Genomic DNA, 13,857 nt, shown 5'->3' with positions numbered 1-13,857 from the left:
CCACTCTTGAATGTGGGATGGGCGTCCCGCCCGTCCGTTTTGGAGGGGGGGGACGCCCATCCCACAATAACAATTAAAATTGTAAGTTATTTAATTCGCGATCCTAAGCGGGATTTCACGTTAGTTGTTAGTTGTATTTTATACGCTTGCTGTTCGGCATTTAAAAAAGCACATCTTCACATCCGCAGTGAAAAACCCTCTATTCTTCCCCCCCTCAGACTCTCTCCCCCTCCCCCCTTCTCCCCTTCTCCCCGCGCCCCGGCAATCACGATCGGCAGCAGCTTATTTAGCAGGAGTTGCGGCTTGAGAAGTCGGTGGCGCAATATTAATTAATGGCAAAGTTCCGCCTCCTCCCATTACTGTCGGAAACTGGCCGTTCCATTTTTCAATAGCTTGCTGCTGCAAAATTTCGGCTGTTAATGTTTGCCGCTGCAAGCGTTGAGCTTCGGCTTTACCTTTAGCGCGGTTAATTTCAGCTTGAGCATCTTGGGTGGCTTTTTGAACTGTAAATTCTGCTTGTTTAGCTTCTTGTTCGGCTATTTGTTTGGATTCGATGGCTTTGCTAAATTCGGGAGAAAAGCCAAAATTTATTAAAGAAACATCTCTGACGATGACGCCGTAAGGTTCCAAACGCTTTTTGAGGCTGTTGTCGATTTCTGTTTTGAGTTCTGTGCGCTTAGTAATAATTTCTTCTGCGGTTTTTTTAGAAGTTGCTGCTTTGAGAACTTCCGAAATTGCCGGACTCAGAATGCTGGTAACAATTTGTTCTTCGTCTCCTATTTGTTGAAAAACTTGATTAACTTTGGCGGGGTCAACATTCCAGTTGACTGCCAAATCTGTAGTAATGCTTTGCAAATCTTTGGATGCTGCATCTGCTTTCAAATCGGTTTTTTGTACCCGCACGCTGAGAGTTTTTACAGAGGTGAAGATCGGTAAAATCGGGTGGATGCCTTCATCTAAAATCGCGTCTTGAACTTTCCCGAAGCGCATCATAACGCCCCGTTCCCCTGGGCCGACGAGGGCAAAAGGTCTTAAAATTAAGGCGGCGATGATGAAGACGATGCCACCGACGATGTAGAGAGCTAGGTTGTACTGAACACTTTGCATGGTTTTCATATGTTAATTCAGCTAAGTTGTTTTACTGGATGTTAGTTGTCTATTCGCTCTTATCTAAGATTATAACTTCCGGTTAATGGTGCAACAACTCATAAATTTCTTTATTTTTTTCATAAAAGTCATAGGATTTTGAGCGTCGGAAAGCTTTTTAAATCAAAAAGATATGAGATTGCCGTTACATTGAGGCTCTGGTATGAACAATGGCATTTGTACCTAGCTGAAATTGTTGATGAATAAATGTTTCAATCGTCTTGACAAAGAGGATTTTTTTAGATATAGCAGAAGTAAATAGATAGCTCGATCGCTCTTTGAGAAGCGATAAAAGGGCGATCGGAAAGACAAAGCTTTCTAGAAAGCTAAAAAATCAGAATTGAACAGCTAATTTTTGGGTAAATTTTAATGGTAAATGGCAGGTGCGTGCCACAAAAACCTTTGCGGGTTGCTGCAAGCCAGGAAAGATAGAATTTCCATCTGCGACGTACAGACTCTATTTGTAGAATTGGCATCGGCCCGACTTGCTAAACCCTCCTGAGTAGAAAAAAGACTGCTTGGGCAAGTTGGGAATTTATAGCTACAAACGATAAAAATCCGAGTTTAAAAATGCCCGAAAATAAGTTAAGCTTAGATGAGAACGGTTGAAGAAAAATCAAAATGTTGCAGCGACACCCTTGGCCGCAGACAATTGAAGAGGCGATCGCCATTCAAGAACAGCTTCGGTCAGAGGTAATTACCCAAAATCAACTGGACACAGTTCGGTACGTCGCCGGTGTAGATGTCGGCTACGACAGTGCAAACGATGTATCGCGGGCCGCTGTAACAGTTCTGAGCTTTCCCGACTTGCAATTGCAGCAGCAAGCTGTGGTTCGCAGTCCTACAACTTTTCCTTACCTTCCGGGTTTCCTGTCTTTTCGAGAAGTGCCGGCAGTCCTTGATGCGTTGGAAAATATCAGTTTGAGGCCAGACTTGATATTGTGCGACGGTCAAGGACTAGCCCATCCCCGCCGATTCGGTCTGGCGTGCCATTTGGGGGTTTTGACAGGGATTCCCACGATCGGAGTTGCCAAAAATCGATTTATGGGAGAACATTCCGAAGTCGGACTCGACCGGGGCAGTTGGCAACCCTTGCTGCTAGAGGGATCAACGGTAGGCGCAGCGCTAAGAACGCAAACAGGGGTAAAGCCGATGTATGTTTCGATAGGTCATAAGGTAAACTTGATAAGTGCGATCGAGTACGTCCTGCGCTGCGCCCCAAAATATCGCTTGCCAGAAACCACTCGATCGGCAGACCAACTAACATAGGGATCGGTGGCAAGCGCGGAATGGCTCAAAAAAAAAAGTAAAAAGACCAAAAAAGCATCCGTCTTGGGACTTTTAGTTTTTGAGGAGGCGCGGTTAAGTCGAAAAATCCTCTGAGTCTACTGCCAATCAGCTTTCGGTTCCATCCTTCCAGCGAACTAAAGAATGACTATACCTGAGAAAGAGGTATAAAAGTTGGGGGGTTTATAGAATGATTGAAAGACAGTAACCAGCTTAAAAAATTGGCGGCTCTAACTATAGTGCCCGGGCGTGAACTATTTTTAGTTCACATTTGTAAGTTATGAAATATTCATTCTGCGAGTTAAACCAAAAGCTTAGATTCGTCTGATGAGGTTTCATAATTTACCGTCGGATATCTCACCACTGGCTGGGAGTAACCATGACAGTGGGAGGCGAAGGCGCGATCGAGCTAAAAAATCAGAAAAAAACAAGGAGACAGTCATGGCTGAGAAAAGCAAACGCGGATTCGCTTCTATGGATGCAGAAAAACAGCGCGCAATTGCTAGCAAAGGCGGAAAAGCTGCACACGAGAAAGGAACTGCACACGAATTCACCCCTGAAGAAGCCAGACAAGCTGGCCAAAAAGGCGGCGAAGCTGTCAGCAGAAATCGCGAACACATGGCTCAAATTGGTCGCGAAGGCGGTCGCAAAAGCCGCAAAAGCGAAGCTTAAGTCTCTTAAGGCTTGCCCTGTAATGAAAGATTGCACAGTTGCAGCGTGAGACATAGCACTAGGACAGTAAACGTTTGAGGAGGGGGGGCGATCGAAGTTACCAAGGTAGTTCGATCGTCCAACCTCCAAAATTCGTGACTAGCGCACCACAGCCTCGCAAATGTGAAAACCCCCCAGGAATTACTTTTTAGCAATCCCTGGCAAATCTTGAACAGCAATTTTTTTACCAAGCTGCACTGCGGTCAATAATTTTGCGGGAAAGAAAAGCTGACAAGCGCGATTCAGTCTCTCAAAAAAAGCCAATACGAGCACTAAAAGCCCCGAAGTCAGGGCTTTTTTGTATAGCTGCACATAATAATATTTTTAGAAGTGCGATCTAGTCGGCGTCATTCGATTTTAGATTTTAGATTTTAGATTTTGGATTGACTTGCGCGAGATTAATTCGGGGGACGCAAGGATTTTAGATTTTAGATTTTGGATTGACTTGCGCGAGATAAATCACGTGGCGGGTACCACATGAAGAAATTCTTGGTCAATAATTATAATTAAGTTTTTTGGTGAGGAAGTCCCTCCTCAAAATAAATCAGTTAATATTTTTTTATATTTTTGAGTTAACTATAAAATCATGACAAACCAGCTCACTTTAGCATGGACAGAAGCTGGGGTGCGCCAAACTCAGACAATTGAAAACGGACAGCCGAGCAAAAATCCGGGAACCGTGAGGATCGGGCGCGATCCGGCGAAGTGCGATATAGTATTTTCGCATCCCAGCGTATCGGGGCTGCACGTTGAAATATTTTTTAATCAGGAATTGCAGGAGTATGCAGTGCGGAATTTGCGCGAAAGCAATCCGCCGCTGGTAGATGGAAAAATTCTCGCCCGAGGCGAAGCAAAATTGAAATCGGGAAGCCACATCCATTTAGGCCAAGTGCAAATTGAGGTGGTGAATGTCACGGAGGTGCAGGTAGCCGCGCCGCAGACAGTTTTGCTGTCTGGGCCTCCCGCACCTGGTAACTTTCAGCCGACGGGGCCTTCAAAATATGGTTTGCAGTGTCCCAAGTGCAGCCGAATTTCGCCTTACGCACAGTTGAATGCGGGGTGTCCGTGGTGCGGTACTTCTTTGGCGGCGGCGGCGAGTGTGATGCTGTCTCCGTGAAAGTTTGAAAAACTCAGATGTTGCACCATTCTCAATTACTTGTTTAGGAACAGGCTTTTCGGCCTGTTCCACAAGAAAATTCATCTATTGTGGAATGGGCCGGAGAGCCCGTTCTTGACAATGGTGCAAGATTTAAGAAAAACGGAAACTCAGGCTATCCGCTAAACACTCTCAACTTCAAAAATCTTTTTTTGCAGAAAGCTCAAAGCCGACGGCTGATGTTTAAAAAATAATCATGAATTCTCAACCCTTGCGCCTGCGACTGACTTGGACAGATACAGCTACGGGGGATTGTCGATCCCCCATACTCGACTTACCCATCGCTTTGGGACGAATTTTTGAAGCTATGCCCGCCACAATCAACGGGAAACGAGTTTCTCGAATTGCCCTCAGCAGCAGTCAAGTTTCTCGCTTTCATGCAGTGATTGGCACCGAAGGTAACAGTATTTTACTGACTGACACGGGTAGCCGCAACGGTACTTTTGTTAACGGCATTCGCCAAACCCGGTGCGTGCTGGCAAACGGCGATATGCTGCAAGTTGGGCCCTACGCGATCGGCATTTCTTTTGCTGTTAATTCCCCTGAAACGCCGTCGGTCAATTCTCACATTTTCTTTAACCCGCAGACCAATGGGCCAGACCCGGCATTGGGGCCGCAAATAATGTCGCAGGTTTCTCAAACAGGTAGTAGGGGAGAATTTCCGCCGATCGCATTTTTGCACGCTTCTCAAGTGTCAATGCGATCGCTCCAATCTATGGGACTCCCTGTGACAGAAGTTGATTGGGCGGCAGTTGGTGGCGGTTTGGGCAGCTTTATTTGGGTGGATTTGCTGAGAATTTGCGGCGTGAAAATCGATCGAATTGCGGTTTTGGGCATGGAAAGCCAGCCCTACGCGCGCTACCTGCGTCTCTGCCTGAATTCTCAAATTCCGCTGCGGGAACGCCTACGATCGAATTCTGACTCTTGTCCAGACAACATTTGGGGCTGGCCTCCCTATGCTTTGCGGGAAGCTTGGCAGGAATTGCTCAAAGGGCGTTTGGGGATGTCGTTGATGTTGATGTGGCAGGTGTTTGCTGAACCGACTTTTGCCGAAACTTATACGCCTCGCGCGGGGAATGTGTTTGATTCTATTGACAGGGAAGTCGATCGAATTGGGTGGAATCAGATGTTTCGCTACGGTAGAGTGCGGGGAATTCGCAAAACAGATGACGGCAGGTACGCGATCGCTTATTCTCGATCGAATGCGGATCACCGCGACCACGCTTTTTTAATCGCCAAATACGTACACTTAGCCACCGGCTATCCCGCCATTCAATTTTTGCCGGACTTGCAAGCTTACCGCGAACAAACCCAGGATTTTGAGTCGGTTGTCAACGCTTACGAAAAGCACGACGGCGTTTACGAAAAATTGGAGGCCAGCGGCGGCAGCGTGTTAATTAGAGGCCGGGGAATTGTGGCTTCGCGGGTGGTGCAGCGAATTTACGAAGCGCGACAGCGGAACGGCAACATTCAAGTATTGCATTTGATGCGATCGCCCAAACCTCAAGGTAACAAATTTAAACTCGCTCAGCGAAGAGTCGAAAATCACTACGAATTTCAACCTTTCAACTGGCCGAAAGCTTGCTGGGGCGGGGAACTCCGCGTACTTTTGGAAAAAGCCGCCCCTGAATTGCGCCCGCAGTTGCTCACAGACTGGGGCGGCACTACCACAGCCCAGCGCAGCGACTGGCGGCGGATTGTCAAAGAAGGTTTAAGTCAAGGATGGTATCAAATTACCTTCGGTGAAGTCGAGCGAGTCGAGCGCGACAGTCAAAACCGCACGGTGACGTACATTCAGGAGAAGGAACTCAAGGGGCAAATTAAGTTAGAAGCTGATTTTATTATTGATGCTACGGGTTTGGACGCTAAGGTAAAAACCAGTCCCCTGTTAAACGATTTGGTAGTTCAATACAATCTTCCCCTCAACGGTTTGGGCCGACTGAGTGTTAACAACGATTTTGAAGTGCCCGAATTGCGGAATTCTTCTGCTAGCAACACAGAAGGCCGGGTATACGCAGCCGGTGCGATTACTTTGGGGGGGCCTTACGCGCCCGTAGACAGTTTTTTGGGCTTGCAATACGCCGCCTTGCGATCGGTTGAAAGTCTGGCAGCCGACCGAGTTGCTGGTGTGCGGAAATTGAGCGTTTGGCGATCGTTTGTGCAGTGGTTGAAGTGGATTTTAAATAAATCTCCCGGCTAACTGAGAAGAGGAAATTCGGCAACAAGAAATGTAGGGGATTTAATAGACTTAAACAAGCTTTGCTTTCAGTCTAAAATCTAAAATATCAATTCAAAATCGAACAATTTGACCATGTAATCTAAAATCTAAAATCTAAAATCTAAAATCGCATGACTCCCACCTTATTCGGTCGTTGGCAAACTCGCTTACTGTTATTTGTAACCGTAGGCGTTTTAGTAACGCTGCCCTTTTTTCTGGGTTTAATTATCTCCCAATCAGGCTCAATATTTTTCTGGATTTTAGGGTATGTAGCGATTTTTGGTCTCGGCTGGGATGCTTTATATATCTACATCCAAAAGTTCCGCTGGGATCGAGATTGGCCCGGTGCATTTCAATTACTCGCTGGAATTTGGGAAGCACTTTTTGTGTTATTTTTAATCAAAGTTATCGGTTTACCGGGGATACCTGCACAAGATTTTGACTTAGGAGCTTTTGCTTTGCATTATAGTTTAGTGTGGCTAGCTATTTATCTGGCATCGCAAACACTGATGCGGATTTTGTTTCCCCACTGGCGTTTCCGAGGCGGCCAATGGTTGTAATAATATCTGTAGGGGCAGTTTTTACCAACAATAATCGCCTCAAACACGCCCGGTCATTCTATAATATATGAGCAGGTTTAGCCAAAAATATCCGAAACTCACAGAGTAGTTTTCGCTCAAAACCCACCCCGGCCATTCTACCGATTACCAATTACCAATTACTTCCCGTGCACCTAATTCAACACAAAACCGCTATATTCTCATTTTTTTCAGGTTCAGGCTTCCTTGATTTGGGTTTTGAATCGCTCGGCTTTAATATAGTTTATGTAAATGAAATTTTCTCGCCATTCCTCCAAGCATACCGCCACTCTCGCCAGTGTCTAAATTTACCACAGCCAGAATACGGACACTGCGAAGGAGAGGAAGCAGATGTGACTCGACTTGTAGAGGGAAAACCAGCACTTCATTTGCGGGAATTGATGCAAGATGCTCGCAAGAAACACGATATTATTGGATTTATTGCGGGACCGCCTTGTCCTGACTTTTCTATTGGTGGCAAAAACCGAGGTGGGGAAGGAGATAAAGGTAAACTTTCAGCTTCCTACATTGAATTGATTTGCCAACAGCAGCCGGATTTCTTTTTGTTTGAAAACGTCAAAGGTTTGTGGAGAACGAAACAACATAAAATTTTTTATGACGCACTCAAAAATAAGTTGTCTGAGTCGGGGTACGTATTTGTGGAACGTTTAATTAATGCGATCGAATACGGTGTGCCACAAGATAGAGACAGGATTATCTTAATCGGTTTCCGAAAAAATCTTGTCAAAGATATGGGCATTTCTTTAGATGAGAACAGCGAAATGTTACCTGAAGATATATTTCCTTGGTCAAGTGAAATTTTATATCCCAAGTCAGAAGTTTTTTCTAATCCTTGGCCCGATACTGATGCGTTTGCCTGCGATGGTTTATTGCCTTGTCCTGATGGCATTCCCAAAGAGTTAACAGTACAGTTTTGGTTCCAAAAAAATGATGTTGCAAACCATCCTAATGCGGAACATTATTTTCAACCCAGAGCTGGGATTAAAAGGTTTGCTGCTGTTGATGAGGGAGATGATTCTAAAAAATCTTACAAGCGTTTGCACAGGTGGCGTTATTCCCCGACTGCTTGTTACGGCAATAACGAAGTTCACTTGCACCCTTACAAAGTTCGCAGGCTTTCTGTTGCAGAAACACTGGCCGTTCAGTCACTGCCAAAAGAATTTGCGCTGCCAGAAAATATGACATTAAGCAATATGTTTAAAACGGTGGGAAATGGGGTTCCTTACTTAGCATCGAAAGGTATTGCTCAAACAATTATTAAATTTTTAGAAACAACAGAATGGCATTCGGAGCTGTCGCCACCCATCAATAAACAGTTAGAGTTACCTTTGAAGTTTCTTGAGAAAACTTACACTTAGCTATTGTCTAATAGCAGATTTAACTAAAGGTATTAAATCTGTTTTTCTGGTGTACAGGTATGTACCATCTACAAGTTTGAAGTTTTGTTCGATTGCTATACTATGAGGAGCAACTGCTGTTGTAAATATAGTCGTATCCGCAGGGGTTAACTCACTGGCAACCATATAATATTGCCAATTTTGATGCAATACATACCCCATTGCTTTAATCATCGCCGCCTCGAATAAAGGTTGATATCGGCGATCCGAACGGTTTGAAGTTTTAAGAGATGCTGCCGCTTTTACTTGTTCTAATTGTAATTTTCCTTTTAAAAAGTTGTACAATGCCAAACTATCTGGTTTTTTTACTTGTTGTTTTAACAAATGGTTAATAGATGTTGCAACCTCACTCTTACCAAGTACAACGATAATATAATCAGGACTTGGCATAAAAATATAGTCTTTAAAAGGAGCAAGTTTAGCTAGAGGTTGTCCAGATGCAAACTCACTACTTTTGAATAAACTTATAAATTTTGAAGAAGCTTCCTCGGCTCCTTCTTTTTGTGACTGTGAGTTTGGCAAAGAAAATACCGCGCTACAAGCATCATTATCTTGATTTATTTCCAATACAATTTCTGATAACAAGCTAGTTGCTATAAATTCATTCCATCTTCCCGTAGCGTTGTTAAGAGCACCCCCTTCAGGATTTTTTCCATAGATACTGTTAAAGGCTTCTCGTGTCTGAGTTCTAATCCAGCCAATAATTTCCTTAACCGATAAATTACTATCTAACCTCTCGACTACTTCGAGAGATAAATGCCTGTATATTGCTGTACTATTAATCTGAATTTTACGATTGGTGCCTTCCGTGAACCATTCAGTATAATTAACCATTTTTTGTTCCCTGCTATAAAATGTAAATTGTTACCCAAGTGTTAGGAAAACAACCAATGTATCTCCCCGTACTCAAAAATGCAGCAGTTTCTTAAGCAAGAACGATCGTATAATGTAAAAACGGGTTGAGAATATCTCTGCTGTTGAAAACTTTACCACAACGGCAAAACCAGCCTGCACTGAAAAATTATCTTTACTGTCCATGACCGTTAAACCCCGCCGCTATCACATCACTACTTTCGGATGCCAGATGAATAAAGCCGACTCGGAACGGATGGCCGGCATTCTGGAAAATATGGGCTTTGAGTTCTCGGAAGACCCGAACGAAGCTAGCTTGATTCTCTACAATACTTGCACGATTCGCGACAATGCCGAACAAAGAGTTTATTCTAACCTCGGAAGGCAAGCTCATCGCAAGCGCCAAGAACCGGGTTTAACTTTAATTGTAGCTGGATGCGTGGCGCAGCAGGAAGGTGAAGCGCTGCTGCGGAGAGTGCCGGAATTAGACTTAGTAATGGGGCCACAACACGCTAACCGACTTGAAGATTTGCTGGAACAAGTTTTTGAGGGCAATCAAGTGGTGGCGACTGAAGCTGTTGAGATTATGGAGGATATTACTAAGCCGCGCCGCGATAGCAAGGTGACTGCTTGGGTGAATGTAATTTATGGCTGCAATGAACGCTGCACTTATTGTGTTGTCCCGAATGTTCGCGGGGTTGAACAGTCGCGAATGCCGGAGGCAATTCGCGCGGAAATGGAGGATTTGGGCCGTCAAGGTTACAAGGAAGTAACTTTGTTGGGGCAGAATATTGATGCTTACGGGCGCGATTTGCCGGGGACAAAACCGGACGGCAGCAACCAGCATACTTTGACGGATTTGCTTTATTTTGTGCAGGATGTGCCTGGTGTCGATCGCCTCAGATTTGCTACTAGCCACCCGCGCTATTTTACGGAAAGATTGATTAAGGCTTGTGCTGAATTACCGCAGGTTTGCGAACATTTTCACATTCCTTTTCAGTCGGGAGATAATGATATTTTGAAGGCGATGTCGCGGGGTTATACTCAGGAAAAATACCGCCGGATCATTGATACAATTCGCCGTTATATGCCGGATGCTTCGATTACGGCTGATGCGATTGTCGGTTTTCCTGGGGAGACGGAAGCGCAGTTTGAGAAGACTTTGAAGTTAATCGAAGATGTTGGTTTCGATTTGGTGAATACTGCGGCTTATTCCCCTCGCCTTGGGACGCCGGCGGCTTTGTGGGAAAATCAGTTGAGTGAGGATGTGAAAGCCGATCGCCTGCAACGAATCAATCATGTGGTGACAACAACGGCTATGGAACGATCGCAGCGCTATTTCGGACGCACTGAAGAGGTTTTGGTGGAAGTCCAGAATCTCAAAGATCCAACTCAGGTGATGGGGCGCACTCGCGGCAATCGTCTCACATTTTTTAAGGGCGATATTGCTGAATTGGCGGGTAAAATTGTGCGGGTTAAAATTACAGATATTCGCGCTTTTAGTTTGACGGGGGAAATGCTTTAAATAGCACCGGAATGAGATAGGGGACGGCTTACTGGTGAACTTTTCTAAGAAGATGTAATTTTTTTTACCGCAGAGAGCGCAGAGGACACAGAGGAAGAGTGGGAGGGAGGAGATAAGTAGTTTTAAGGCGGTTCGTTTCTGCGTTGGCTGCGCTAACTGCGTGTATATTTGTCGAAAAGTCCTAGGAGTAGTGAAAAATGACAATGATGCGGATCGGGCTATTGTTCGGGGGGCGATCGGGCGAACACGATGTCTCAATTAGTTCGGCGCGCGCGATCGCCCGTGCCCTCGCTGCTGAGGAAAATGCCTCTAAATACGAAGTTCTGCCCTTTTATATCCAAAAAAACGGCCGCTGGCTGTCGGGAACATTACCTCAAGAAGTCTTAGCCACCGGAAAACCTCTGGAAATAGAGGAACAAACAGCAGAAGATGATTCTCCCGCCTCTGGACAGTTTCCTAATTTTAATGCTGTAGATGTTTGGTTCCCTGTTTTGCACGGGCCAAACGGTGAAGACGGTACGGTGCAAGGATTGCTGAAATTATTGCAAGTTCCTTTTGTCGGTTCCGGCGTTTTAGGTTCGGCGCTGGGAATGGATAAAATTGCGATGAAAATGGCTTTTGCTCAGGCTGGTTTGCCGCAGGTAAAATACGTCGCTGTCAACCGTTCCGAAATCTGGTCTAATCCTTGCGTTTTCCCCAAATTGTGCGATAAAATTGAAGCAGAGTTGGGCTATCCTTGCTTTGTTAAACCAGCCAATTTGGGTTCGTCTGTGGGAATTTCTAAAGCTCGATCGCGCGCTGAATTAGAAGCAGCCCTCGACAGCGCCGCCAGCTACGATAGGCGGATAATTGTCGAAGCGGGTGTGGTTGCTAGAGAATTAGAATGTGCAGTTTTGGGTAACGATAATCCCCAAGCTTCAACGGTGGGAGAAATTACTTTTCAAAGCGATTTCTACGATTACGAAACTAAATATACCCAGGGACAAGCCGACTGCTCAATCCCGGCAAAAGTCAGCGGTGCGATCGTCTCGCAAATCCAAGAAATGGCAGTGCAAGCATTTTTGGCTGTAGACGCTGCAGGTTTAGCGCGAGTAGACTTTTTCTACATTGAATCAACCGGAGAAGTTTTGATTAACGAAATCAACACTTTTCCCGGCTTTACAGCTACCAGTATGTATCCGCAAATGTGGGCAGCGGACGGCATTTCTTTCCCTGAATTAGTAGACCGTTTAATTCAATTAGCTCTCGAAAGGCACGGGGAAAAAGGTTGAATTGCGATTTGCAAACCGCTGCCCGGTCAACTGAAAATAAATTATTTTCGCAGGTAATATATCCATACTAGCGGAAACGATATAACATAGTTGTGGCAGGCTCTGCCTGCCAGCAACCCAATTTCCGCTGCGGGTCGAGCAACTGGAAATTTTCAGCAGTCGGGTATAAATAAATACACTATAAAGTGGTTAAGAAAGAAGGGCGAATAGCAGCGCCAATCTCACATCTTGCATCTCAAATTTTAACTCGCTTAACTTAGATGAGACGTTTCACTCAACTGCAGCAGTGGTGGACTTACGGACTGGTATTTCCCCTAGCGGTACTCAACTGCTGGTTAGCCCTCCTAGTCTTTGAATATTTTCGCGCCCTGATTACAGTTTTGGTAGTGGCTACAGTGCTGTCTTTTTTGCTAGATTATCCCGTGCGCTTTCTGCACAGATACGGCTTAAAGCGCGATCGAGCAGTTTTATCGGTATTGTTTTTGACTTTACTGGTATTGGTGGTTTTAGCTATCACTCTGGCTCCCATTCTGCTAAACCAAATCACTGAGCTCGCCACCCGACTGCCGACTTGGATAGTTTCTGGCACAGAACAAATTGAAGCATTCCACAATTGGGCGGAAAATCGCAATCTCCGCATTGATGTTAGCGGTTTGACTACCCAATTGAGCGATCGACTTTCATTTCAATTGCAGTCTCTCACTGGCGAAATTCTCAGATTTGGTTTGGGTGCTGCAGACAGTCTGTTGAATTTCCTCCTCACCATAGTCGTGACATTCTACTTGCTCTTGCACGGCGATCGCGTATGGGAAGGATTATTTAAATGGTTTCCCTCCAAGCTGAGCCTTCAATTGCGAGAGTTGCTGGCGCGAAGCTTCCACAACTACTTCGTCGGGCAAGCAACTTTGGCGGGTTTGATGGGACTGTCTATCACTGTTGCTTTTTTAATTATGCGAGTTCCCTTCGGACTTCTGTTCGGTTTGGGTGTGGGTGTAATGACTATGATTCCCTTCGGGGCACCTTTCAGTATTTGCATTGTCAGTTTGCTAATCACATTAAACAACTTTTGGCTCGGAGTCACAGTTTTAGCTGTCGCTACAGTAATTCAGCAAATAATTGAAAGTGGCGTTGCTCCTCGGTTATTAGGCGGTTTTATCGGTCTCAATCCTGTGTGGATTTTAGTGGCGCTGCTGGTGGGGGTTAAGGTGGCGGGAATAGCAGGTTTGTTAGTTGCTGTGCCGATGGCTGGTTTTATTAAGAATACTGTTGATGTTTTGGAAAGTTCGAGGAAAAAGTCGAGGGAAATCGATTCGGTTAGTTCCATTGAACCGATGGAGCAATAAAATTCCTCCCTAGGTTCAAATTTTAGATTTGAAGAGAGTTTTTGCAGGCTATTTTGACTTAAGGTTTAGTTGGTACTTTAGCTTGAGGCTTTACAGGTTTTTTACTTCCTGCTTTAGGGTGAGGCTTTCCGGTGCTTTAACTGCTGTCCTTCATGGATGCAGGCGGGGTCAAAAACTCCGTTTCTACGTTAACCTCGATCGCTCACAACGAATATTTTGCGTAGAAACCTGGTTTTTTTGAGTGCACGATTGTTGTTGACTTCGGATATCAATCCTGTCAGAAACCTCAGCCTAAAGGCGTGAGGCTTGAAAGAGAAATCTAACAGGCCATTCTGACCAGACTAAGCTTTAA

General features: G+C 45.1%; 12 protein-coding genes. 9 read left to right on the top strand and 3 right to left on the bottom strand.

The window, feature by feature from the left end; translation table 11 throughout:
* Nucleotides 1-282: 282 nt before the first annotated feature.
* Nucleotides 283-1,107, bottom strand: a complete 825-nt coding sequence (locus QUA88_RS28105) for a prohibitin family protein (protein WP_333212729.1) — start codon at nt 1,105-1,107, stop codon at nt 283-285.
* Between the two features lie 660 nt (nt 1,108-1,767).
* Between QUA88_RS28105 and nfi the strand changes: the two genes are divergently transcribed.
* Both nfi and QUA88_RS28095 read left to right on the top strand, forming a co-directional pair.
* Nucleotides 1,768-2,415, top strand: a complete 648-nt coding sequence (nfi, locus tag QUA88_RS28100; protein ID WP_333057614.1) for a deoxyribonuclease V — start codon at nt 1,768-1,770, stop codon at nt 2,413-2,415.
* 459 nt (nt 2,416-2,874) lie between these two features.
* Nucleotides 2,875-3,105 (top strand): KGG domain-containing protein, encoded by a 231-nt coding sequence (locus tag QUA88_RS28095; RefSeq protein ID WP_006631632.1) that lies wholly within the window; start codon nt 2,875-2,877, stop codon nt 3,103-3,105.
* A 180-nt stretch (nt 3,106-3,285) separates the two neighbouring features.
* On the opposite strand, the gene QUA88_RS28090 is transcribed toward QUA88_RS28095, so the two are convergent.
* Entirely contained in the window at nt 3,286-3,456 is a 171-nt protein-coding gene (locus QUA88_RS28090) for a hypothetical protein (RefSeq protein ID WP_333057613.1), read from the bottom strand.
* Nucleotides 3,457-3,730: 274 nt separating this feature from the next.
* Here QUA88_RS28090 and QUA88_RS28085 point away from each other — a divergent pair, with 274 nt between their 5' ends.
* The 4 genes from QUA88_RS28085 (at nt 3,731) to QUA88_RS28070 (ending at nt 8,475) form a co-directional block, all read left to right on the top strand.
* The gene (locus tag QUA88_RS28085; RefSeq protein ID WP_333057612.1) at nt 3,731-4,261 is read left to right on the top strand and encodes an FHA domain-containing protein; all 531 of its coding nucleotides are present in this window, start codon (nt 3,731-3,733) and stop codon (nt 4,259-4,261) included.
* A gap of 235 nt (nt 4,262-4,496) precedes the next feature.
* Nucleotides 4,497-6,500, top strand: coding sequence for an FHA domain-containing protein (locus QUA88_RS28080; RefSeq protein ID WP_333275009.1), 2,004 nt, complete (start codon nt 4,497-4,499; stop codon nt 6,498-6,500).
* Between the two features lie 149 nt (nt 6,501-6,649).
* On the top strand, nt 6,650-7,078 hold the full coding sequence (locus QUA88_RS28075) for a hypothetical protein (protein WP_333212723.1): 429 nt from the start codon (nt 6,650-6,652) through the stop codon (nt 7,076-7,078).
* Nucleotides 7,079-7,245: 167 nt separating this feature from the next.
* A complete protein-coding gene (locus QUA88_RS28070) occupies nt 7,246-8,475 on the top strand; it encodes a DNA cytosine methyltransferase (RefSeq protein WP_333212721.1) in 1,230 nt (409 codons plus the stop codon).
* Here QUA88_RS28070 and QUA88_RS28065 read toward each other — a convergent pair whose 3' ends face one another.
* Nucleotides 8,476-9,348 (bottom strand): Cfr10I/Bse634I family restriction endonuclease, encoded by an 873-nt coding sequence (locus QUA88_RS28065; RefSeq protein WP_333212719.1) that lies wholly within the window; start codon nt 9,346-9,348, stop codon nt 8,476-8,478.
* A gap of 202 nt (nt 9,349-9,550) precedes the next feature.
* Between QUA88_RS28065 and miaB the strand changes: the two genes are divergently transcribed.
* From miaB to QUA88_RS28050, 3 genes are all read left to right on the top strand, one after another.
* Nucleotides 9,551-10,891 carry a tRNA (N6-isopentenyl adenosine(37)-C2)-methylthiotransferase MiaB gene (gene miaB / locus QUA88_RS28060; RefSeq protein ID WP_333275005.1) on the top strand — a complete coding sequence of 447 codons (1,341 nt, stop codon included), beginning with the start codon at nt 9,551-9,553 and terminating at the stop codon, nt 10,889-10,891.
* A 197-nt stretch (nt 10,892-11,088) separates the two neighbouring features.
* Nucleotides 11,089-12,162: a D-alanine--D-alanine ligase family protein gene (locus QUA88_RS28055; protein ID WP_333057607.1), complete on the top strand. Its 1,074-nt coding sequence runs from the start codon at nt 11,089-11,091 to the stop codon at nt 12,160-12,162.
* Between the two features lie 260 nt (nt 12,163-12,422).
* On the top strand, nt 12,423-13,505 hold the full coding sequence (locus tag QUA88_RS28050) for an AI-2E family transporter (RefSeq protein WP_333057606.1): 1,083 nt from the start codon (nt 12,423-12,425) through the stop codon (nt 13,503-13,505).
* The last annotated feature ends 352 nt before the right edge of the window (nt 13,506-13,857 follow it).

The sequence above is a fragment of the Microcoleus sp. D3_18_C2 genome, from assembly GCF_036702395.1.
Classification (GTDB): Bacteria; Cyanobacteriota; Cyanobacteriia; order Cyanobacteriales; family Microcoleaceae; genus Microcoleus.
This window is presented reverse-complemented; position numbering and strand designations above follow the sequence as displayed.